This is a genomic window from Chitinophaga fulva (genome assembly GCF_012927205.1).
Taxonomy (GTDB): domain Bacteria; phylum Bacteroidota; class Bacteroidia; order Chitinophagales; family Chitinophagaceae; genus Chitinophaga; species Chitinophaga fulva.
In genome coordinates, this window is sequence record NZ_JABBGC010000001.1 from 484805 (window position 1) to 507075 (window position 22271).

Genomic DNA, 22271 nt, shown 5'->3' on the forward strand with positions numbered 1-22271 from the left:
GACAAACAAAAGACCATAACCCGATGATTATCATTGACGATAAATACATTAGTGACGAAGTAGTTGAAGAGCAGTTCGTATGCAATCTGTCGGCCTGTAAAGGCGCCTGCTGTGTGGCGGGCGACTGCGGCGCTCCCCTTGACAAAGACGAAACTAAAACCCTGAAGAAAATCTACCCGCAGATCAAATCCTACCTGCGGCAGGAAGGTATCGACGAAATTGAACGTACCGGTACCAACACGACCGATAAGGAATACGGATATGTGACGCCTATTGTAAACAATGGCATCTGCGCCTATGCCTCCATTGATGAACATGGCATCGTAGGCTGCGGTATCGAAAAGGCATACAAAGATGGCGTAGTGGATTTCAAAAAGCCCATCTCCTGCCACCTCTATCCCATCCGGATAAAAAAATACGAGTCGTTTGAAGCGGTTAATTATGACCGTTGGGATATATGCAAGCCTGCCTGTAAAAACGGCCGGTCCCTGAAAGTTCCGGTATACCGATTCCTTAAAGAGGCTATTATCAGAAAATACGGCACGGAATTTTATGAAGTGCTGGATAAAATCGCCACCAAGAAATACTAAATCATTCAGTGATTTTGGGATTTTGAGATTTTGTTATTTAGTGATTCAGAAGGAGTTATTTGAGCAGCGGCTATCACGCAATGCTTAAATACGCTATATTTATCAAGGAATTATCGTTTGCTTATGCATCAAACAGCCTCCACTTTCCTCGAAGCAAGTGAAAAAAAAGCAGCAGATCTTGGTCACCGCCAGACGATCAACTTCAATATAGGAAAATATAATGCCGCTGTAAAAGTCGGCAAACAGCAGTTTGCAGACCTGCCAGTGGCGCGTGAAAGAGCCAAGAATATCAAGTGGAGAGCCATTGAGCATCTGGATAACCATCTCGAGGAATTTGAGATGAACTTCACCAAACGCGGTGGTAAAGTTATCTGGGCCGAAACAGCCGAACAGGTACAGCAGGAAATCCTCGCCATCTGCCAGGCCAAACAATGCAAAAGCATTGTCAAAAGCAAATCCATGGCCACAGAGGAAGTTCATCTGAACGACTTCCTTGCGCAACATAACATTGAATGCGTGGAAACCGATCTGGGAGAGTATATCCAGCAACTGGACGGCGAACCACCTTATCATATTGTAACACCGGCCATGCACAAAAGCAAGGAAGACGTAGCCCGTCTTTTTGCGGAAAAACTGGGCACACCGCCGGACCTCACTCCTGAGCAACTGACACTCGTAGCCCGGGAAAAACTCAGACAAAAATACCTGGAAGCGGAAATAGGCATTACCGGCGCCAACTTCATTCTCGCAGATACCGGCTCAGTGGCCGTAACGGAAAATGAGGGCAATGCCCGCCTGAGCACCGCGTTTCCCAAAACACATATTGTACTGGTAGGCATCGAGAAAGTGCTGCCTTCTGTGGCAGACCTGGCGCTGTTCTGGCCATTGCTCGCCACCTATGGCACCGGTCAGAAAATAACCGCTTACAACAGCATCTTCAGCGGCCCACGCCAGGAAGGTGAAAAGGACGGCCCCGATGAAATGTACGTCATCCTGATGGACAATGGCCGTACCAATATCCTTCAGGACACCGCCGCCCGCGAAAGCCTTTACTGTATCCGTTGCGGCTCCTGCCTCAACGCCTGCCCTGTGTATAAAAACATCGGTGGCCACAGCTACGCCACCACTTACAGCGGCCCTATCGGCTCGGTTATTACGCCTCATCTCAAAGGGATGGACAACTACATGCACCTCAGTTTCGCATCTTCCCTCTGCGGCAATTGCACTGAAGTATGCCCTGTCCGCATCAATCTGCATGAACTGTTGCTCCACAACCGCCAAAAGGCAGTGGAGGAAAATCATACCTCAGGCGGGGAAAAATTTGCCTGGTTTGTATGGAAACAGGGATGTAACAGCCGTAAAATGATGAATATGGCCAGTGGTAAAATGAAAAATTTCTTCTTCCGTAAATTCTTCGCAAAAAGCTGGGGAGAAAACCGTGAGTTACCGGTGTTTGCTGCCAAATCCTTTAACCAGCAGTGGAAAGAAAGGAAAAGCTGATATAATTATTGGCTTGTTTTTTCTTTGAATATCACATCCAATGTTACGTTGGCTGGCTTTCCGTCTGCAGCAGGCTTCCACAAAGGCCCTTCTTTCACTACTCTTATTGCCTCCGCTTCACAGGCTGCGTTCACGTTCACGCTCCGGATCACTTTAATATCCTGCAATGTGCCGTCCGTCATAACGGTAAACGATATACGTACTACTCCATTGAACCCGCCAGGATTAGCGGTATGTTCCACGAGGTATTGCTGAAAGGCTGTTCTGCCGGTAACCGGCGCCGGTAATGTATCTACTGGTACGGTGACCTCTCTCTTTTTGCTTCGGGACGCACTGGTCACAGCAACGCCGGCAGCCTGTCCCTGCAAGGCACTGGCAACGTCATCGCTACCCACAGGAGGATGGATAGCCTGGGAATCCTTCTGTTTGGACACACTCACCTTTTTGTTCTGGGCTGCGAAGCCTACTACCTTCACCTCTTCCAGCTCTGCACGTTTCATATTACCATAGGCCATAGCAGTGGAGTCCGGATGGATTACGACTATTTCATTCAACTGTTTATCAGCTGTGGGGGGCGGAGCCAGCGCGGGCGCCTGGGCAACAGGCGATGACGATGACGACGGCACAGGTGCAGAGAAAGTAGCCGTTGGGGGCATTTGTTTTAATGCCCTGCGTTCCAATGGTTTTTCCACCAGCCTTTCATCAGCGGCACTGACATCTGCGGCAGGCGTTGTGGCTTTCGCTAAAGCCGGAGCCCTATGCCGCTCGGCCGGAGCAGACCTGCCATCACTATTATTGGTATCTGCCGGTTTCAGCATCGCTATTTCTGGCGCAGCGGCCGGAGCGGCCGGAGCAGCAGGTGCCGGGGCCGATGTGTCCAATACGGCAACATCAGCGTGCGCGATAGGCGCTGTTGCACGTTCCCGTTCTTGTTCACGGAACAGGAACCAACCACCGGTGAAGAGCAATAACAAAATAGCTGCAGCCGCCGCTATACGGGGGTACAACGGGCGTACGACAGCCTTGCGGGGCGCCACCCGTTCGGTCAACCGGGCCATCAGGTCTTCCTGGTGGGCCTGCTGATCCGGGGCATACAGCGCATAACCTTCCAGCGCGTCCGCCAGGAACGGGTCATCCAGCGCCTGGCGTTCCAGGTCGTGCATGGCCTTATCATCCAGCTCTCCGGCCAGATACTGGCGGATTAGCTCGGCGCTTACGGCAGGTTTGTTATGTGCGTGCTTGTCAGGCATGTTGTTGTTGCTCCATACAAATTTTAAGATTCCGTTTCCCGTTCTGGATATAGCTTTTCACCTTATTCATCTCATATCCGGTGAGAGCAGACACCTCCCGGTAGCTTTTTTCTTCCAGGTAAAACAGGTTCACGCTGCGTTTTTGCTCTTCCGGCAAGGTCTCCAGGCATTTTTCCATAGACTGAAGATTGTCTTCCAGCGTGACTTCGTGGTCATGATGCGCCAATTCTCCGTTTTCCATAAGCGGGGAATCATCTTCGATGGTCACCTGGAGGGATTCCTTGTTTTTCATGGACCGGAGTTTCATCAGGCAGTGATTCCTCGACAAAACATGCAGCCAGCTTTTAAAGTTCTGTACTTCATGCCGCTTCAGTTTGTCGATCAGCTCCTCAAAGATCTGCATGACCGCGTCCTTGCTGCCTTCTTCATCAAAGTATTGCAGGCATACACCATATACCAGGTTCATATAACGCTGGTAGAGGGCAGCCAGCAGCTCCAGATTGCCGGAAGTCTGGTACTCCCGGACAAGGTCCGCATCTGCTGCATCCTGCATGATATTTTGCTTGATAAAGGCCATGAATAACAATAGTAGCTATTTTCAGGCAATGGCGCCAATTTTTCTTAAAAAAAAGCGAAGGTCATTTCTATGAAATGATCTCCGCTTTTATCTTTTGTATTTAAACGGGATTAGTGGCGGAAATGACGCATGCCGGTCATTACCATTGCCATACCGTGTTGTTTGCAGAATTCAACTGAATCGTTGTCACGAACGGAACCACCCGGCTGGATAACCGCTTCGATACCCTGTTCGTGAGCAATACGTACGCAGTCATCAAATGGGAAGAAGGCGTCGGAAGCCATCACCGCACCTTTCAGCTCAAAGCTGAACTGGCCGGCTTTTTCGATAGCATGACGCAGTGCATCGATACGGGAAGTCTGGCCACAGCCTTTACCGATCAGTTGTTTGTCTTTCACCAGTGCGATTGCATTGGATTTCAGGTGTTTGCACACGATATTGGCAAACTCCAGATCTGCTTTCTGTGCAGCTGTAGTTGCCTGGGCACCCACATCATTCCACTCTTTGTAGTTACCGTTGTCGCTATCCTGCAGCAATACACCGTTCAGTACATTCTTGAACATGTATTTGCTTTTCACCGGTTGTTTTTGCTCCAGGAGAATACGGTTTTTCTTGGCTTGCAGCACAACGAGAGCATCTGCATCAAAACCAGGAGCGATCAGGATTTCAAAGAAGATCTCATTGATAGCTTCTGCAGTAGTTTTGTCGATGGGTTGGTTGCATACCAGTACGCCACCGAAAGCACTTTCCTTATCACCGGCCAGTGCTGCGTCCCATGCTTCTTTGAGGGTAGCGCGGGAAGCGATGCCACATACGTTGGTATGTTTGATAACCGCAAAGGTTGTTTCGGTAAACTCCTGGATCAGCTGGCAGGCAGCATCTACGTCTACCAGGTTGTTGAAGGAAAGTTCCTTGCCATGCAGTTTGTTGAAAATGTCATTCAGGTTACCGTAGAAAACACCACGCTGGTGCGGGTTTTCACCATAACGGTTCACCTGTCCCTGAGGAACGGACACCTGGAAGTAATCGCCCGGCTCGTTGTTCAGGAAATATTGGGAGATGGCCACATCGTAGTGAGCACATACTTCAAATGCTTTAGCAGCAAAGTTTCTGCGGTCCTGCAGGGAAGTGGAGCCGTTGCTTTCTGTCAGCACCTTTTCCAGATCAGCGTACTGATCTTTGGACGCTACGATCACCACATCTTTGAAGTTCTTACCAGCAGCACGGATCAGGGATACGCCACCGATGTCGATCTTTTCAATGATAGCCTGTTCTTCAGTCGTGTTTTTCACGGTTTCTTCAAACGGGTACAGATCAACGATCACCAGGTCAATTTCCGGAATCTCGTATTGTTTCAGCTGTTCCAGGTCCTGCGGATTCTCGCGGCGGGCCAGGATACCACCAAATACTTTAGGATGCAGTGTTTTCACACGACCGCCCAGGATAGACGGGTAAGCAGTCAGATCTTCTACTGCCACACATTTTACGCCTTGTTCCTCAATGAATTTTTGGGTACCACCGGTAGAATAGATGGTCACGCCTTGTTCACCTAATTTTTTAACAATGTTCTCCAGGTTATCTTTATAGAAAACGGAGATCAGCGCTGATTTAATTTGCTTTTGCATGAAGGAAAACATTAGAAATTTTAATAACATAGGCCCCTGGTCCGGAACCGAAAAGCTGCGCAAAGTTAACACGTAAGGATCACTTTTCCATTTCCCGTTAATGGGGAATAACGGGGAAAGGCCCTGAATGTGGAACCAGACGACGAAAAAATATTAATTTACTATCCAATTATTCACCCAACTTTAAAAAATACCTATGAAATGGCTGTTATCCCTCCTATGCACTGTACTGCTGGGATTGACCGTAAAAGCACAAACTTACGTGTATCCCAACGTGGTAACGTATCATACCAACAAATACGCGGCATATGGTAGTAAAATCAAAACCAATATCGCATTTGTTAATGGCGACCATATGCCCACGATCATCATTGAAGGATATAACTACGGCACTGGTGAGCCCATTGGGCTGGTGATCAACTTTTACATCTATGATAATGTTTTCATGAGATATAATGTGTCTTCTTTTGGTTCCTATACGCCGCCGGTCTATCTCGCTAATGAAGGTGGGAAGGTAGTCCTGTTCCTCGAAAACAAAGACTATTACCAGCGGTTTGCGGTCAGGGCTTTTGCAAAAGGCCAGAATGACTTAGATCCTGATTACACGGGCTGGACAGTGACAGATGAACCTATCAGTCCTGCTGCTCTCAACAAAACCCTGATCACCTATCAGAACAGATTTGCCGGCCAGGTTATCCTGCCGGGCAACAGCATCTGGAACGATGTAGGCGTAGGTATCGGCACAAAAAGTATAGGCACCAGCAAACTGGCTGTGGAAGGTACTATCAGTGCACGTAAAGTGAAAGTCACCCAGGCTAATCCGTGGCCGGATTATGTATTTCATCCCGGCTATTCCCCTATGTCACTGGAAGAAACAGAAGCATTTATCCGCACGCACCAACATCTTCCGGAAATTCCTTCCGCCGCCGAAGTGGCCGCCGATGGCATTGATCTGGGAGAGATGAACCGGCAGTTGTTGAAGAAACCGGAGGAAATGACGCTCCACATGATCGACATGAAAAAACAGATCAAAGCACTGGAAGCCCGTTTGCCCAAACAGTAACCTGTCAGAACGGTATAATGAAGGCTCCTTTCTCTGGGATACTGTAGAACGGTATCCCGGAAGAAGAGCACTCCGCCGCCCAACGCCGGATAAGGAAAGGCGGACAGGCAGCGCCAAAAATGACCGTACCTGCGTTGTACCATGCCAGTACCCGGTCCATCTTCATTTTCAGATTCCCGTTCAGCAGCAAGTAGTTGACCCGCAGCCGCTGTACAGGTACCGATACCGGCAGCACACTATCCAACACTGCCAGCTGTTTTCGGCCCAGGCACAGATAGCGACCACGCCGTTGTAAATCCGCCACCACCCCGGGATTTACGCCCATAGCCGCCCGGGCTGCCTGTAGTTGCTTAGCTGCCGGCATCATCCAAACGCTGTCATGACCAATGAACTGCACTTTCCCTTTGCTGATACAGTCCATCGCCGTATAGGCGGGTACGTTATAGATGACAAGTTGTCGCCTTTGCCGGTTGATAGTATGCCGCATAGCCTGATCAGCCACCATTATCCAGCAGGCTGCCAATGCCAGCCAGAAACCGCGCCGGTAGCGGCCCGACAACCATACCGCTATTCCTGCTATCAGCAGATAACAACAGCCTGTTTGCAACAAGCTCCATTGCAGGCCCTTCACCAGGGCAAAAGGTAGTTGTCCCAACCATGCCACACCGGTATTCATCACATATATCAACCAACGTACTGCCACCCCTGCCCATCCGGCCAATGCGTCAAAGGGAGCCAGTAATAACAGTAGTATTTCCCCATATATCACTACAGTAGACAGCGGTACCGCTACCAGATTGGCGGGCAGAAAATAAACCGGGAACTGGTGGAAATAGTAGACTGATACCGGCAGGGTAAGTACCTGTGCAGCAAGCGAGAGCGCCGTCAGCTGCCAGACGGCCTTGGCCCACCGCGACTGCAACGGCCATAGTTTGTATATCGCGTCATAAAATAACAGGATGCTGAGCACTGCCAGGTATGACAGCTGGAAGCCCGCGTCAATAACCAGCCATGGGTGGTAACATAACAGCACAAACGCCGAGGCGGCCAACATGTTGTAAGTACTGGCTTTTCTGCCTAGCAACAGGTTGCCGGTTGTAATACCGGAGAACATGACCGCCGCCCTTAGTACAGAGGCAGAGGCGCCCGTCAGCAGAGCAAAGCCCCATAATACCGTCAACAGTAACAGGGCACGTATTGTATTGGCAGCTCTGTGGGATGGCAGCCAGCGCAGGAGCCATAGCAGGGAGGCATACAGTAAAGCCAGGTGCATTCCGGAGATGGCAATAATGTGTACGATGCCGGTATTACTGTAGGCGTTTACCACGTCCGGGTCCAGGTCTTGCCGGTAGCCAATCAACAGGGCTTCCGCCATGCCTGCTTCCGGGCCTTTCCCGATGCGGGTTTTCAGCTGTTGCAAACAAAAATCCCTCGCCTGTAGCAAGTAAGCGGTGAGGTCTCGTGCCTGTGGGCGTGACAACTGCCGGTAGTCGCTCTCTTTCAGAAACACCTGGTGATACAGCTGCTGCACAGCACAGTATTGCCGATAATCGAATGCTCCGGGATTGCCACTGTTTGCGATTTTAACCGGTTTTTTTGCCAACAATACCACCGAACCATATACTAATCCCGCTGACGTACTATCCTTGCTGAAATAGGCCAATAAACGTCCTTCGGACGCCCTCCAGCCACCCCGCACATACACTGCAGTGACCATTAAAAGCGTTTTCCGGGAGCGGGGCTTTTCCTGCAGCGGCTCCGTTACGGTGGTCAACCAGTATTGGGTACTGTCAGGCCATGCGGAAACATCCCTGTCCACCTGCCCGATACCAGCAGAAACCAGCAATATGGCCCCGCTGCCATATAGCATAATAAAAACAGGAATGCCACTCGTCCATGAGTAATGATAACGATATGCAACCGGTAGCAAACGTATCAACAACAACGCTGCAAATGCAGACAGGATAAGGATATACAATGACACCGCCGGAAGGGGCACATATAGCTGTATGCTGATACCGGTCAGAAAAGGTACCGTTAAACGTAGAAAGGGCGCACGTTTCCAACATGCGGCGACAAACATGGATGATTCAAATTGCATAAAAAGGGGGTCAACTTTAATATCTTTAAATGTAGGAATTAAACCGTCTAAAAAACGCAAAAACAGCACATGCGAAAAAGATATGATAACTAGGTAATTTTTGGTTCAGGACGTGTTAACGGAATTTAGACGACATTTTTCACTACTATGTAGTATATTAAATATCAATATATTAAACATATTAACTTCGCAAATCTGTTATTGATTAGTTAACATCTTCTTTAAATATAATATTATTTGTAAAATGCATTACCGGTCACGCTATTTGTGTCGTATCAAGATTCAATAGTCGTGTCTTTAATGGTTATTTTGAGGGAAAAGAAGGAGCCTGATCTTTATCAGGCTCTGTTTTTTTATAACTGTCACATATTAAAAGATAAAACAAAAAAGCCCGTCAGCATTATACTGACGGGCTTTTGTTTTTATGGTGCGACCTGTTTTATTTAGACAGGTACATGCTCTTCTCTTTATACAACTGACGGAAGTAAGGGTCCCTCAGGTCTTTGATAAAGCGGATGGCTTCACCGGTGGACTTCATTTCAGGCCCCAGCTCTTTGTTTACGCCCGGGAATTTATTGAAGGAGAATACTGGTTCTTTGATGGCAAAGCCGGTCAGTTTCTTTTCAATTTTGAAGTCCTTCAGTTTCTTATCTCCGATCATCACTTTGGTAGCGATGTTCAGGTAAGGCACCTGGTAAGCTTTGGCAATGAACGGTGTAGTACGGGAAGCACGTGGGTTGGCTTCAATTACATATACCTGTCCGCCTTTAATCGCAAACTGGATATTGATCAAACCACGGATATTCAGTGCACGGGCAATCTTCTCCGCGTAGTATTCCATGGTAGTCACTTCAATCGGTGTAAGGTTGAAGGCCGGCAGCAGCGCATGGCTGTCACCACTGTGGATACCAGCAGGCTCAATATGCTCCATCACGCCCATTACGTGGAAGTCTGTACCATCAAAGATACCGTCAATTTCAGCCTCCTGACAACGGTCCAGGAAGTGGTCAATCAGGATCTTGTTGCCCGGCAGGTGACGCAGCAGGCTCAATACTGACTGTTCCAGTTCTTCTTCGTTGATCACGATACGCATACGTTGACCACCCAATACATAAGACGGACGTACCAGTACCGGGTAACCTACTTCTTTCGCTACTTCAATCGCGTCATCTGTATTGTAGGCGGTACCATATTTCGGATAAGGAATACCCAGATCTTTCAGCATATCGGAGAAACGGCCACGGTCTTCCGCGATGTCCATGTTATCGAAGGAAGTACCAATGATCTTAACACCTTTTTCTTCCAGTCGTTTCGCCAGTTTCAGCGCTGTCTGACCACCCAGCTGAACAATCACCCCTTCTGGTTTTTCCAGCTCGATGATTTCCCACAGGTGTTCCCAGAATACCGGCTCGAAGTACAGCTTGTCCGCCATATCAAAGTCGGTAGACACGGTTTCAGGGTTACAGTTTACCATGATTGCTTCGTAGCCGCAATCCTGGATAGCCTGCAGACCATGGGTACAGCAGTAGTCAAACTCAATACCCTGACCAATCCTGTTCGGACCGGAACCCAGTACGATGATTTTTTTGCGGTCGGTTACCTTGCTTTCGTTTTCAGTATCGAAAGTAGAATAGAAGTACGGCGTTTTTGCTTCAAACTCAGCACTGCAGGTATCTACCATTTTATAGGTACGTACTATGCCGTTGGATTTTCTCTTCTCGTATACTTCCTCTTCTTCACAGTTACCGAAGATAACAGCCAGCTGAGCATCGGAGAAGCCCATCTTTTTAGCATCTTTCAGCATGTCAACCGGAACGCTTTGCAGATCATGCTCACCCAGTTGTTTTTCCAGATTCACGATATCCTGTATCTGGTGCAGGAACCAGCGGTCGATGTAAGTCTGCTGGTGGATATGTTTTACAGAAGCGCCAGCCATCAGGGCATCTTTAATACGGAAGATGCGGTCCCAGGTTGGACGTTTCAGTTTTTCGATGAGTTGTTCAGATTTCATCAGCGACTTGCCATAGTAGCCGAGGCCGAGCGCATCGTTTTCGAGGCTCTGGCAGGCTTTCTGCAAGGCTTCAGGGAAAGTACGGCCGATAGACATTACTTCACCTACTGACTTCATCTGGAGCCCCAGTGTGTCGTCTGCGCCTTTGAATTTATCGAAGTTCCAGCGGGGCATTTTTACGATCACATAGTCCAGTGCCGGTTCAAAGAAAGCGGAAGTGGTTTTGGTGATCTGGTTTTCCAGCTCGTCGAGCGAATAACCGATAGCCAGCTTGGCGGCGATTTTCGCAATCGGATAACCGGTTGCTTTGGATGCCAGTGCGGAAGAGCGGCTCACGCGCGGGTTGATTTCAATCGCGATCAGTTCTTCAGTTTCGGGATTGAGGGAGAACTGTACGTTACAACCACCGGCGAAGTTGCCCAGGTCGCGCATCATCATCATGGCTTTGTTACGCATGTCCTGGAAAGCGGTATCGCTCAGGGTCATGGCAGGTGCCACGGTGATGGAGTCACCTGTATGGATACCCATCGGGTCCAGGTTTTCCACCGTACAGATGATCACTACGTTGTCATTTTTATCACGCAGCAGTTCCAGTTCGTATTCCTTCCAGCCTAACACTGCCTTTTCCACCAGTACTTCGTGGATAGGCGAAGCTTTCAGGCCACGGTCCAGTGCTTCGTCCAGCTCGTCTTTGCTGTGTACGAAACCGCCACCGGTGCCACCGAGGGTGAAAGAAGGACGGATTACCAGCGGGAAGCCGATTTCCTGTGCAAACTCTTTCCCTTCCAGGAAGGAGTTGGCCGTTCTTGCAGGTGCTACCGGGATACCGATCTGAATCATCCACTGACGGAACTGTTCGCGGTCTTCCGCTTTGTCAATCGCTTTAATGTCTACCCCGATCAGGCGAACATTATACTTCTCCCAAACTCCCAGCTCATCTACCTCTTTACAAAGGTTCAGTGCTGTTTGACCACCCATGGTAGGTAATACGGCATCAATCTGGTTTTCTTCCAGAATCTGCTCAATGCTTTCCACGGTTAATGGGAGCAAATAAACCTTATCGGCCATCATAGGGTCCGTCATGATGGTAGCCGGGTTGGAATTAATCAAAATCACTTTAATTCCTTCTTCCCGCAACGAACGTGCTGCCTGGGAACCAGAATAGTCAAATTCGCAAGCCTGACCAATAATAATGGGACCAGATCCGATAATGAGGACAGATTTGATAGATGAGTCTTTTGGCATTTTTGTAATCTATTGAAAATGAAAAACCACATTGATTTTAATGCCGTACGAGGGACCAAAAAAATCGTGCAAAGTTACGTCATTTGAAATTTAATAATGGAATTAAATTTCATTTTTTACGAAAGAATTTTCCAGAGCAGATGATAGAAAGCTTTTTTTACATACAATATTTGTTTTATAAAACACTACGGCAGAGGCGGATTTCAGGAGAAACACGGCCCCGGTTTTTCCGTACAAATACGTTGCGCTTTCATAGGAGAATATCCTACCTTTAGATCCTCTTAGTACATCAACCCCAAATGACCGGCAATCGATCGAGCAGCTTTTCTTTCAGTTTATATCTGTCATTTTATATCTATCATTTATCACCCCAAAAACCACATGTCATGCGTACAGCAGAAGTTCACTATGGATCTGATGGCCAGGTAAACCTTACCGTGCCCAAAGGCACCAAGATGGCCGATATCGCCAAATTACAGGAAATGGTGATTGCAAAAATTAACCCCCGTGGCTGTCAGGCTTGCCTGTCCGGCGTCCACTTCAACATCCGGGAAGAACTGGAACATGTTATGAAAGTAGACCTCGACAAAATGGCTGCCATCAAGGGAACCACTATTGGCCACTAACGTATCACCGCCCCGCTCTCCGGAGCGGGGCCTTTTAAACACTGCTCACCATGTGTCCTGTTACACTTACCGGCCATGCCAGCCGGCTATACGAAAAAACCATCCCCCGGCTGGGCGTAGGCTTGTTGTATAATCCTTCCCTGGAACTGTATCTCGACAGCCAACCCTCCTGCTGCGATTATGTGGAAATCATCCCCGACATGTTCTGGTCAGATCTTGGCAACAGCCACCCTGGCCGCTTTGAAGAAATCGACAGCTGGATGGCCGTGCTCCATAAACTCGCTGACAAATATCCGCTCACTGCTCACAATATCTCTTATTCACTGGGCAGCGCCGGCATCTTTGATATGGCCTATCTCCACAAAATGGAAGAATGGCACCAACGCTATTCTTTTGTATGGCATAGCGACCACCTCTCTTTTGTGAAAGTACACGATGAACACGAACAGGAACGCAATGCCGGCATGGCCGTACCCGTACCATACGACTACGAAGTGCTGAATATGATCGATGGCCGCATCAACGCCATCAGTCGTAGTATCAGAGCCCCTTTCCTCGTAGAGAACAACGTCTACTTTATTGACCTGCCCGATCAGGAACTTTCTGAAACAGCCTTCCTCAACGAATTATCAAAAGATACTTCCTGCGGCCTGTTGCTCGATATCCATAATGTATACACCAACGCCGTAAACCATGGCTTCGATGCCCGCAGCTTCATCGCCCAACTGGACCTCGATAAAGTGGTGGAGATCCACATCGCAGGTGGCAATGAAATGGCAGGCATGTATACCGATTCCCATGCAGGGCCTTGTCCGGAAGCAGTTTGGGAACTACTCGAGTATACGTTACCGTTAGTACCTAATCTTTGTGGTATCACCTTTGAATTTCATGAATCCTATTTTCACCTGCTACAGTTCGACGGCGTCTCCCGGGAACTAAACAGAGCCAAGGCAGTGTGGAATCAATATCATACATAAACCATCATGTCACTCCTCTCATTTCAGCAAGCACTGGCTGCACTGATCGCATCCCCGGAATTATGCGTGGAGGCAAGACAGTGGCCGGACAAGGTATTCTCTCCTTACGATCTCACCGATCGTGAAAGGAAGAGATTAGAGACTGTCGTATTCCAGCGCGGCATGTCCGTGAACTGTACCCTATACCGCGTTAACCGCATCACGCCTATTTACACGCTGCTGCCGTATACCTGCCTGTTACTGGGTGACCGGCTGATGCCGCTGGCCACCGCTTTCTGGGAGGCCTGCCGGCAATCTGACCTCCAATTCAAACGGGAGATTGAACTCTTTACGGATTACCTGGAAAAACAAATAAACGAAGGGCATCTGCAGTTACTTTATCTGCCGGAAATATTGCGGATGGAGACCGCCATCAATGCCTTGAAATTTTTACCGAAACAACAGGACGCTGCTTCACGTGTGAGATATATTCCTTTCGAACATGAACCGGGGCCGCTGCTGGAAGCCTTGTCAGCCCTGCAGATACCGGAAAAAACACCAGCCACCGGCGACTGGCTGCTGATCATCGATTATAGCGGAGAAGAGATGACTTTCAGCACCGCCACACTGCATTTAACGTAGCCCCGGGAGCTGGAAACCAGTCCCTAATTTCCCTAGGCTACGATAGTTTATACTTTGATACGGGTGGACATGATAGCTATTACAGCGCCCATCACGGCAATCAGGGAGAAAGATACCGCCAGGCTGGTAGCCTGCGCTACGAATCCTATCAGCGGCGGGCCAAAGAGGAAGCCCAGATAACCAACCGTGGAAACCGCTGCCAGGGCCATTCCCGGCGACAACACTTTCGATTTGCCGGCAGCACTGTATACCAACGGCACTACTGCCGAAACACCCGCGCCCACCAGCATGAATCCCAGCATGGCACTCATCAGATAAGGGAAAGCTACCGCTATCAGCAATCCGCCGGCGGTAAGCGTTCCACTGATGACCAACATTTTTCGTGTACCCAATCGCGTTATCATCCAGTCGGCCACAAAACGGCCCGACGCCATAGTGCCCATAAATGCTGCATAACCGGCACCACCCAGTCCTTCGTCTACTTTCACTACCCGGCGGAAATACACGCCGCTCCAATCAAACATAGTGCCCTCGCATATCATGGAACACATGGCGATAATGCCCAGTGTCAGCAGGAAAAGATCGGGTTTAACAAACAGCGGCTGATTGGTCTGTACATTGGTATCCTGTTGCACGATATGCCGCATGGTGAGCAGCACCAGTGTCCACGCAATTCCGGTGATCAGCAGGAAATGATATACCGGATGGATGTGCAGTCCGCTCATGGCCGCGCCAATAGCCGCACCAGTGAAACCCGCCACGCTCCATAGCCCGTGAAAGGAAGCCATAATAGAACGGCCGTACATAGCCTCTACCGCCACCGCTTGTGTGTTGACCGCAATATTGGCGAGGTTGCCGCAGAAGCCGAAAAATACGAGGAAGGAGATCAGTTCCCAGGGAGCCTTCGCCAGGCCCAGTACGGGCAAAAGGGCCGCATAGGCTACCGCGGCGATCACCAGCACCTGCTTGCTACCGAAGCGCGACACCAGTATGCCTGCCACCGGCAGGGAAATCAGCGATCCTACAGGCAATGCCAGCAAAACGCTACCCAGTCCCGCGTCATTGAGGTGCATGGACTGTTGTATATCCGGGATACGTGATGCCCAACTGGCAAAACACAAACCGGTCAGAAAAAACAATGCGCTCACCGCAATGCGGGCGCCTCTTTTATGTATCACCGGTACTGACAAATCCTGTAACATCGTTGTGTAATTCAGAGAATGATTTCCGTTTAACGTTATATCACCTGGATGCCCAGGTCCTGATAAGGCTTAAATAAAGGCAGCTCGGGCTTATCGGTCACGATCACATCGATGCCGGTGATCTCACAAACCTTGAACGGTTCTGCCGTGTCCATTTTATCGCTGGTGGCCAACGCCACAATTTTGTTGGCCGCTTCAATCATCACGCTTTTTACATCTGCCTCCTCAAGGTCCAGGCCAGTTACACCGGCTTCAGGATGCAGGCTGCAGATACCCACAAAAGCCAGGTCTGCACGTATCTTCTGTAAGGTGCGGATAGTATCCATACCGGTAGCGGTCTGTGAGTTTTTACCGATACGTCCGCCAGTGAAAATCACTTCAATAGTGGGGTGTTCTATTAGTTGCGTCACGATGGGCACGCTGTTCGTGATAATGGTCAGCCGCAAGTTGTGTGGCAGCAGTTTCACCAGTGCCAATGTAGAAGTACCGCCGTCCATGAGCACCGTTTGCCCGTCATGCAGCAATCCCAGGGCTTTAATAGCCATATGTTGTTTGTCGGCCGCATGCCGCTCAATTCTTTCTTTGAAGGAATAGGGGTTTGGAGAGTGCGGAATGGCGCCTCCCCTCACTTTGATCAGTTGCCCGCTTTGTGCCAGTGACTCCAGATCACGCCGTACCGTATCTTCCGATACCTGCAGGTCAGAACTCAGCTCTGTCTGTAATACCTTCTGATCGGTTTGCAGCTTCTTTAATATATAGTCAAGTCTTTCCTCTTTCAGCATGTTTGCTACTTTATGCAATATTATGAAACATTTTGCAATATTTTGCTACAATTTGCATATATTTGCAACAAATCGCAAAATATGGCAAGAATAGCAATAGACATGGACAATGTAATGGCAGATATCTACAGCCATTATTTATCATATTACGAAGCATCAAATGGGATTAAGCTGGACCCACAGGTATTACAGGGGGTTCCGGAAGGGGAAATATTGCCCGATGGTGCCGTACGGAGGTTTTTACTCACGCCTGGTTTTTTCAGGACCGCGCCGGTAATGCCGGGTAGTCAGGAAGTGATCAAAGCCCTGATGGAGAAGTATGAGGTTTTCATTGTATCAGCAGCGATGGAATTTCCGCAGTCACTCAGGGAAAAACTGGAATGGCTGCATGAACATTTTCCATTCATCAGCTGGCACAATATTGTACTCTGCGGCTCCAAAACCATTGTAAATGCCGATATCATGATTGATGATTACGACAAGAACCTGCGCCATTTTACAGGAAGACAGTTGTTGTTTACATCTCCGCATAATATCCATCTGACAGATTATGAGCGGGTACACAACTGGGAAGAAGTAGCAGCAGCTTTGGAAGTAGAAGTACCGGCTGCCCGGGTATAACCACAATGGGGGGATAACAATACCGGCTGGTTACAGAAGATCACCCCTTCTTCATTTTTCCTTTACGGAGGGTGGCCAGCTCCTTCTTCATTTTGAGCACATCATCTTTCATGGCTGTATAGCTCTTCAGCAGCTGGGTGTGCTCTTCCAGGATTTTATAGTATTTCTCCCGCAGCATCATCATTTCTTCGCTGTCTGTCTGTCTTGTTTCCTGTGCCGTACCGGGATTCAGAAAGGCTTCCGTTGTAATGTCCAATCCACGGGCCACACGGTCCAGTTCATCCGGCGAGAATGTTTCTTTCTCGAAGACGTTATACATGGTCCTCCTGCTCATGTTCAGGCGTTCGGCAAGTTTGCTTTTGTTGAGCCCTTTCTCCGCAATCAGGTGCTGGAGGCGGTTACCATGGTGTATGCTTTTCCCGTTGGCCAGTTGCATTGTTCCGTTCCACCGGATAAATTCATCAGGTGTAATACCGATAATCTCACAGAAACGTTCCAGGTTAACCCGCTTCATATCGCTGTTCCGCAGGTGGTAATGGGCTATTTGGTTGGTGAAGCCGGCCATTTTTGCAAAATCGATGATTTTGATTTTTTTCTGCTTCAGTATCTGCTTTAATCGCTGGCCCATATGTATCAAACTCGACTGCATCATTTATGCTTTTTTATAAATAATGGTATAATATAACAATTAATCTTTCATTTCGTAAATAAAATTATCAAATCGGGTTAAAAAATAATAAAATGATCACAGGAAGTAGCATAATGAGCAGAAGGGCTAACTTTTATGCATATACGTAGGCGAAAAAAATTATTTTTCGATCATTTTGGCTGAAATCATGATAAAATGATAGGAAAAGGTAAAGAACAAATCATCGATTATCATGATGATAATTACACGCTGAAATTGATCGGAAATTTGTCCACATGCCGACTAAGAATCAATCCCACAAAGGGTTACGATGATTTGTAACTACAAATAGTGTATTTTTATGCTGATAAATTTCACAGTTATAATAGTATTTGCTGATAGCTATAATTAATCTCATTTTGCGACCGGCAGTACTGGATAATTGGAGTTACTGTTCATCATAAAAGTCTGTTGTTATGAGTAAGGAAACACCCAACCTTTTATTTTCCATTCATGAGAAATTTTCAGGTATGTCTGCCCTCTTCCGGGAAAGAGTGTGCCAGGACTGCAACTGGAGCACCCCCACCTTTTACCGGAAAATGCGCGCCAAAGAAGGACGCGGCGCGGCCGACAAAGCCAAACAAAGCTCTTTCCTGAGCAGTGCGGAAAAAAAACGTATCGTGGAAATCATGGATGAAGTGTACAACACCTTCTGGAAGTCTGCGATCAAGTTCCGCAATCCCAGATAAACAGGTCATTCCGGGCCCCCATCGGCCATCCTGCGTATAACCTTACCAACCTTCCTTCTTTTTTCAACACCTTTAGTGGCATACAATTACCTGTCCGCAACAGACAGCAGCTATTGTTTTGCCCTAAAGGTGCTTGACCATGGCCTATTCTCTAACGCGTTTTGAAAAATAATCTGGTTTTAACATGTTTTTTTAGATTTTTTCTAGCATACCGACGGGTTTTTCTTAAATTTAATGCCCATTAGGAAAACGTTGTACTTAACCAATAAACATTCATGGTGCTATGTCGTACCCATACCAGATCAAGACTTTAGAAGATTATCAACAGGCTTATCAGCAGAGCGTAATAGACCCGGAAGGATTCTGGGCCAACGTGGCAGACCACTTCATGTGGCGTCGTAAGTGGGACAAGGTATTGGACTGGAACTTTAAGGACCCCGAAATCAAATGGTTCTCCGGTGCTAAAATGAATATCACCGAAAACTGCCTGGACCGCCACCTCGCCACCCTGGGCAATTCCCCGGCCATCATCTGGGAACCCAACGACCCCGAAGAACGTCATCGCATCATTACCTACCGTGACTTATATAACAAAGTATGCCAGTTCGCCAATGTCCTGAAAAACAACGGCGTTAAAAAAGGCGACCGCGTATGTATTTATATGGGCATGATCCCGGAACTGGCTATTGCGGTACTGGCCTGCGCCCGCATTGGCGCCATCCACTCCGTGGTATTTGGCGGTTTCAGTGCTCAATCCATCGCTGACAGGATCCAGGATGCGGAAGCCAGCCTCGTTATTACCTGCGACGGCGCTTACCGCGGCAACAAGGACATTCCCCTGAAATCCGTGATCGATGACGCCCTCATGGCCTGCCCCACCGTGAAAAAAGTAATCGTATGCACCCGCACCCGCACTCCCGTGAGCATGCTCAAAGGAAGAGACGTATGGTGGGAAGATGAAATCAAACAGGTGGAAACCATGGGCAACCCCTCCTGCCCTGCGGAAGAAATGGACGCGGAAGACATGCTCTTCATCCTCTATACTTCCGGCTCTACCGGCAAACCTAAAGGCGTTGTCCATACCTGCGGCGGCTACATGGTTTATGCCAACTACAGCTTTGTCAATACTTTCCAGTACAAGCCAGGCGAAGTATTCTTCTGTACTGCCGACATTGGCTGGATCACCGGTCATAGCTATATCGTATACGGCCCTCTCAGCGCAGGCGCCACTACCCTCATGTTTGAAGGTATGCCCACTTATCCCGATGCCGGCAGGCTCTGGGAAATCGTTGACAAATTCCGTGTCGATACCCTGTATACCGCTCCCACTGCTATCCGCAGCCTGATGGGATATGGTCTCGGCCCTGTCAACCACAAAGACCTCAGCTCCCTTAAAAAGCTGGGCAGCGTAGGCGAACCTATCAACGAAGAAGCATGGCACTGGTTTAAGGATAATATCGGTAAAGGCCGCTGCCCGATCGTAGATACCTGGTGGCAGACTGAAACCGGTGGTATCATGATCACACCTATCGCCGGCATCACCAAAGAGAAACCCGGCTTTGCCACCTTACCACTGCCTGGTGTACAACCTATCCTGGTAGATGAAAATGGTAATGAAATAAAAGGCAACGGTGTTAACGGTAACCTTTGTATCAAGTTCCCATGGCCGGGCATGCTCCGTACTACCTACGGCGATCATGACCGCTTCCGGAAAACATATTTCTCTACCTACGAGAACCTCTACTTCACCGGCGACGGCTGTACGCGCGATGAAGACGGCTACTATCGTATCACCGGCCGTGTAGACGACGTACTCAACGTAAGCGGCCACCGTATCGGTACCGCCGAAGTGGAAAACGCCATCAACATGCACGCCGGCGTTATCGAAAGCGCTGTGGTAGGCTATCCCCATGATATCAAAGGACAAGGTATCTATGCTTATGTGATCATGGAAAGACTGACACATGAACCGGAACTGTCCAAAAAAGATATCGCACAAACAGTATCCCGTATCATCGGACCTATCGCCAAACCGGATAAAATCCAGTTTGTAAGCGGCTTGCCTAAAACACGCTCCGGCAAAATCATGCGCCGTATTCTGCGGAAAATCGCTGAAAACGATCTCGATAACCTCGGTGATACCTCTACCCTCCTCGATCCGGCTGTGGTAGATGAGATCAAAAAAGGCAAACTCTAATCATTTGCGAATTTTCTGATTTTGATATTTAATAATGCAGCGGAGATCACTGATCTTCGCTGCATTATTTTTATACCCAAATATCAAATAGACAAATAGTTAAATCCCATGCGGCGTTTCTTTAAAAAAGCCCTCTATGCCCTCCTGTTTCTTGTGCTGCTGTTCAATTGCATCACGGCTTTTCATGCCTATAAGTTCACCCACTTCTCCGAAAACAACCGTCACCGCAACAAGCGGCCGGAAGAAATGAACATCGGGGAAAAGTTAAACATTATCTTCTTTGGCGTCAGGCTCTCCAAATCCATCACCAGCGCACGCCCTAATATCCCTTATGATACCGTACAGTTGCTGACGGCCAACGGATTGCACCTCGAAGGATGGTGGATGCCCGTAACACAGGCCAAAGGCACTGTTATTCTCTTTCACGGATATGGCGGCAATAAAGGTTCACACCTCCCTGAGGCCTATTGGTTCCGTCAACTGGGTTACAACACTTTTTTGATAGATTTCCGTGGCCACGGTAACAGCGATGGCACCGCCTGTTCCATCGGATATAAAGAAGCAGAAGATGTGAAACTGGCATGGGACTACGTCCGGTCCAGGTCCAACCAGCCTGTCAGCCTCTGGGGCATGAGCATGGGTGCAGCGGCCATCATGAAAGCGGTGCCGGAATATCACCTCACACCGCAGAAAATTATCCTCGAATCGCCATTTGCCACCCTCCTCGATGCCGTTAAAAGCCGCATGCGGGCTGTACACCTGCCAGCTACGCCACTATCTCACATGCTCACCTTCTGGGGTGGCCTGGAGCTGGGCTTCTGGGGCTTCGGCCATAATCCTGAAGATTATGCCCGTCACATTCAGGTGCCCGTACTTTATTGCTGGGGCCAACAAGACATCAGGGTCACACCCGATGAAACCAGACGGGTGTTCGGTCAGCTGGCGACCCAACAAAAACAACTGCATATTTTTAAAGATGCCGGACATCAGTCCTTCTGTCAGAAAGACGGCACTGTTTGGAAACAGCTGGTAAAAGATTTTATGGCACAATAAAAAAGCGCGCACCATCCGAGTGGAGCGCGCTCTTCACAGGATCTGACCCGCCGTATATATTGGAGTCATGGTACAGTACATTGAACCCGTACCACTAGATGCCATACACAATGATTGCAGTGCAAAGTTAGTTCCTCACGCTGCCATTGGAAAACACCTGCTACCCTCCGCAAAAACCTTTCCTGTTTAGGGACGTATCACCACGGGCGTACCTACTTTAACAATTTCATATAATTCATTTACATCGCCATTTTTCATGCTCACACAGCCCAGTGTCCAGTTGATGCGGCTATCCACGTAATTATCCCGGATACCGGCACCATATTCCACGCCATGTATGCCAATGCCTCCGCCCATAGTTGCTCCCTGCGATAAGCTCCCATCACTCTGGCGCTGAAAAAATTTCTGTTTTGAATCTTCATTGGGGTAATCCAGTAACATAAAGCGGCTCCATCGATTGTCTACTCTTTTGGCCTGAATATGGAAGGTTCCTTCCGGTGTTTTGCGATCGCCTTCCACCAGCTTGTCTCCCTGGTCTTTGTTGCCAAAAACCACTTTGTAAATTTTTCTCAGTGTTACATCTTCATACAGATACATCCGGTAATCACTTTTGTCTACCAGCAGGAAAATTTTGTCCGGATTAATATTGCTGGTGGTCAACCGTACATTGTACAGATCAACGCTGCTCCCAACAAACCCAGACAACGGCATCAGCAATAGTATTACTGCGTATCCGTAAAATCGGTACATTTTCATAGGGTGATTAAATAATGCTGATAACGCAGCAGGATATTTATTTATTGCAGTATAATGAAAAAAGCGCAGCATACAAATAAGCTGTATGCTGCGCTGA

General features: G+C 48.5%; 19 protein-coding genes. 10 read left to right on the top strand and 9 right to left on the bottom strand.

Going from position 1 to position 22271, the window contains the following annotated elements; all coding sequences use genetic code 11:
- Nucleotides 1–23: 23 nt before the first annotated feature.
- A complete protein-coding gene (locus HHL17_RS02105; protein WP_169223143.1) occupies nucleotides 24–590 on the top strand; it encodes a DUF3109 family protein in 567 nt (188 codons plus the stop codon).
- Between the two features lie 123 nt (nucleotides 591–713).
- Nucleotides 714–2090 (top strand): LutB/LldF family L-lactate oxidation iron-sulfur protein, encoded by a 1377-nt coding sequence (locus tag HHL17_RS02110; RefSeq protein WP_169223144.1) that lies wholly within the window; start codon nucleotides 714–716, stop codon nucleotides 2088–2090.
- A 5-nt stretch (nucleotides 2091–2095) separates the two neighbouring features.
- Here the strand turns inward: HHL17_RS02110 and HHL17_RS02115 are convergent, their stop codons facing one another.
- The 3 genes from HHL17_RS02115 to purH all read right to left on the bottom strand — a co-directional run bounded on the left by HHL17_RS02115 (nucleotide 2096) and on the right by purH (nucleotide 5542).
- On the bottom strand, nucleotides 2096–3340 hold the full coding sequence (locus tag HHL17_RS02115; RefSeq protein WP_169223145.1) for an energy transducer TonB: 1245 nt from the start codon (nucleotides 3338–3340) through the stop codon (nucleotides 2096–2098).
- On the bottom strand, nucleotides 3333–3917 hold the full coding sequence (locus HHL17_RS02120) for an RNA polymerase sigma factor (protein ID WP_169223146.1): 585 nt from the start codon (nucleotides 3915–3917) through the stop codon (nucleotides 3333–3335). Before HHL17_RS02120 ends, HHL17_RS02115 begins: the two co-directional genes overlap by 8 nt.
- A 110-nt stretch (nucleotides 3918–4027) precedes the next feature.
- On the bottom strand, nucleotides 4028–5542 hold the full coding sequence (gene purH, locus HHL17_RS02125) for a bifunctional phosphoribosylaminoimidazolecarboxamide formyltransferase/IMP cyclohydrolase (protein WP_169223147.1): 1515 nt from the start codon (nucleotides 5540–5542) through the stop codon (nucleotides 4028–4030).
- A gap of 196 nt (nucleotides 5543–5738) precedes the next feature.
- Here purH and HHL17_RS02130 point away from each other — a divergent pair, with 196 nt between their 5' ends.
- Nucleotides 5739–6605, top strand: a complete 867-nt coding sequence (locus tag HHL17_RS02130; protein ID WP_169223148.1) for a hypothetical protein — start codon at nucleotides 5739–5741, stop codon at nucleotides 6603–6605.
- A 4-nt stretch (nucleotides 6606–6609) separates the two neighbouring features.
- Here HHL17_RS02130 and HHL17_RS02135 read toward each other — a convergent pair whose 3' ends face one another.
- Together HHL17_RS02135 and carB are read right to left on the bottom strand one after the other, a co-directional pair.
- Nucleotides 6610–8706: a ComEC/Rec2 family competence protein gene (locus HHL17_RS02135; RefSeq protein WP_169223149.1), complete on the bottom strand. Its 2097-nt coding sequence runs from the start codon at nucleotides 8704–8706 to the stop codon at nucleotides 6610–6612.
- Nucleotides 8707–9145: 439 nt separating this feature from the next.
- On the bottom strand, nucleotides 9146–11962 hold the full coding sequence (gene carB, locus HHL17_RS02140; RefSeq protein ID WP_169223150.1) for a carbamoyl-phosphate synthase large subunit: 2817 nt from the start codon (nucleotides 11960–11962) through the stop codon (nucleotides 9146–9148).
- A 386-nt stretch (nucleotides 11963–12348) separates the two neighbouring features.
- On the opposite strand from carB, the gene HHL17_RS02145 reads away from it, so the two are divergent.
- Genes HHL17_RS02145 through HHL17_RS02155 form a run of 3 tightly spaced genes read left to right on the top strand, consistent with a single transcriptional unit; the run spans nucleotide 12349 to nucleotide 14186 of the window.
- Nucleotides 12349–12588, top strand: a complete 240-nt coding sequence (locus tag HHL17_RS02145; protein WP_169223151.1) for a hypothetical protein — start codon at nucleotides 12349–12351, stop codon at nucleotides 12586–12588.
- 50 nt (nucleotides 12589–12638) lie between these two features.
- On the top strand, nucleotides 12639–13565 hold the full coding sequence (locus HHL17_RS02150; RefSeq protein WP_169223152.1) for a DUF692 domain-containing protein: 927 nt from the start codon (nucleotides 12639–12641) through the stop codon (nucleotides 13563–13565).
- A 6-nt stretch (nucleotides 13566–13571) separates the two neighbouring features.
- The gene (locus tag HHL17_RS02155; protein WP_169223153.1) at nucleotides 13572–14186 is read left to right on the top strand and encodes a hypothetical protein; all 615 of its coding nucleotides are present in this window, start codon (nucleotides 13572–13574) and stop codon (nucleotides 14184–14186) included.
- A 47-nt stretch (nucleotides 14187–14233) separates the two neighbouring features.
- Here the strand turns inward: HHL17_RS02155 and HHL17_RS02160 are convergent, their stop codons facing one another.
- Together HHL17_RS02160 and HHL17_RS02165 are read right to left on the bottom strand one after the other, a co-directional pair.
- The gene (locus tag HHL17_RS02160; RefSeq protein WP_169223154.1) at nucleotides 14234–15388 is read right to left on the bottom strand and encodes an MFS transporter; all 1155 of its coding nucleotides are present in this window, start codon (nucleotides 15386–15388) and stop codon (nucleotides 14234–14236) included.
- 35 nt (nucleotides 15389–15423) lie between these two features.
- Complete coding sequence (locus HHL17_RS02165) at nucleotides 15424–16170, bottom strand: DeoR/GlpR family DNA-binding transcription regulator (protein WP_169223155.1); 747 nt, start codon at nucleotides 16168–16170, stop codon at nucleotides 15424–15426.
- An 81-nt stretch (nucleotides 16171–16251) separates the two neighbouring features.
- On the opposite strand from HHL17_RS02165, the gene HHL17_RS02170 reads away from it, so the two are divergent.
- Nucleotides 16252–16791, top strand: coding sequence for a 5' nucleotidase, NT5C type (locus HHL17_RS02170; protein ID WP_169223156.1), 540 nt, complete (start codon nucleotides 16252–16254; stop codon nucleotides 16789–16791).
- 40 nt (nucleotides 16792–16831) lie between these two features.
- Here HHL17_RS02170 and HHL17_RS02175 read toward each other — a convergent pair whose 3' ends face one another.
- Nucleotides 16832–17443 (bottom strand): helix-turn-helix domain-containing protein, encoded by a 612-nt coding sequence (locus HHL17_RS02175; protein ID WP_169223157.1) that lies wholly within the window; start codon nucleotides 17441–17443, stop codon nucleotides 16832–16834.
- Nucleotides 17444–17895: 452 nt separating this feature from the next.
- Here HHL17_RS02175 and HHL17_RS02180 point away from each other — a divergent pair, with 452 nt between their 5' ends.
- The 3 genes from HHL17_RS02180 to HHL17_RS02190 all read left to right on the top strand — a co-directional run bounded on the left by HHL17_RS02180 (nucleotide 17896) and on the right by HHL17_RS02190 (nucleotide 21418).
- Complete coding sequence (locus tag HHL17_RS02180) at nucleotides 17896–18168, top strand: hypothetical protein (protein WP_169223158.1); 273 nt, start codon at nucleotides 17896–17898, stop codon at nucleotides 18166–18168.
- A 283-nt stretch (nucleotides 18169–18451) separates the two neighbouring features.
- Nucleotides 18452–20365 carry an acetate--CoA ligase gene (gene acs, locus HHL17_RS02185; protein WP_169223159.1) on the top strand — a complete coding sequence of 638 codons (1914 nt, stop codon included), beginning with the start codon at nucleotides 18452–18454 and terminating at the stop codon, nucleotides 20363–20365.
- Between the two features lie 108 nt (nucleotides 20366–20473).
- A complete protein-coding gene (locus HHL17_RS02190) occupies nucleotides 20474–21418 on the top strand; it encodes an alpha/beta hydrolase (RefSeq protein WP_169223160.1) in 945 nt (314 codons plus the stop codon).
- Between the two features lie 186 nt (nucleotides 21419–21604).
- On the opposite strand, the gene HHL17_RS02195 is transcribed toward HHL17_RS02190, so the two are convergent.
- Entirely contained in the window at nucleotides 21605–22168 is a 564-nt protein-coding gene (locus HHL17_RS02195) for a L,D-transpeptidase family protein (protein ID WP_169223161.1), read from the bottom strand.
- Nucleotides 22169–22271 lie beyond the last annotated feature (103 nt).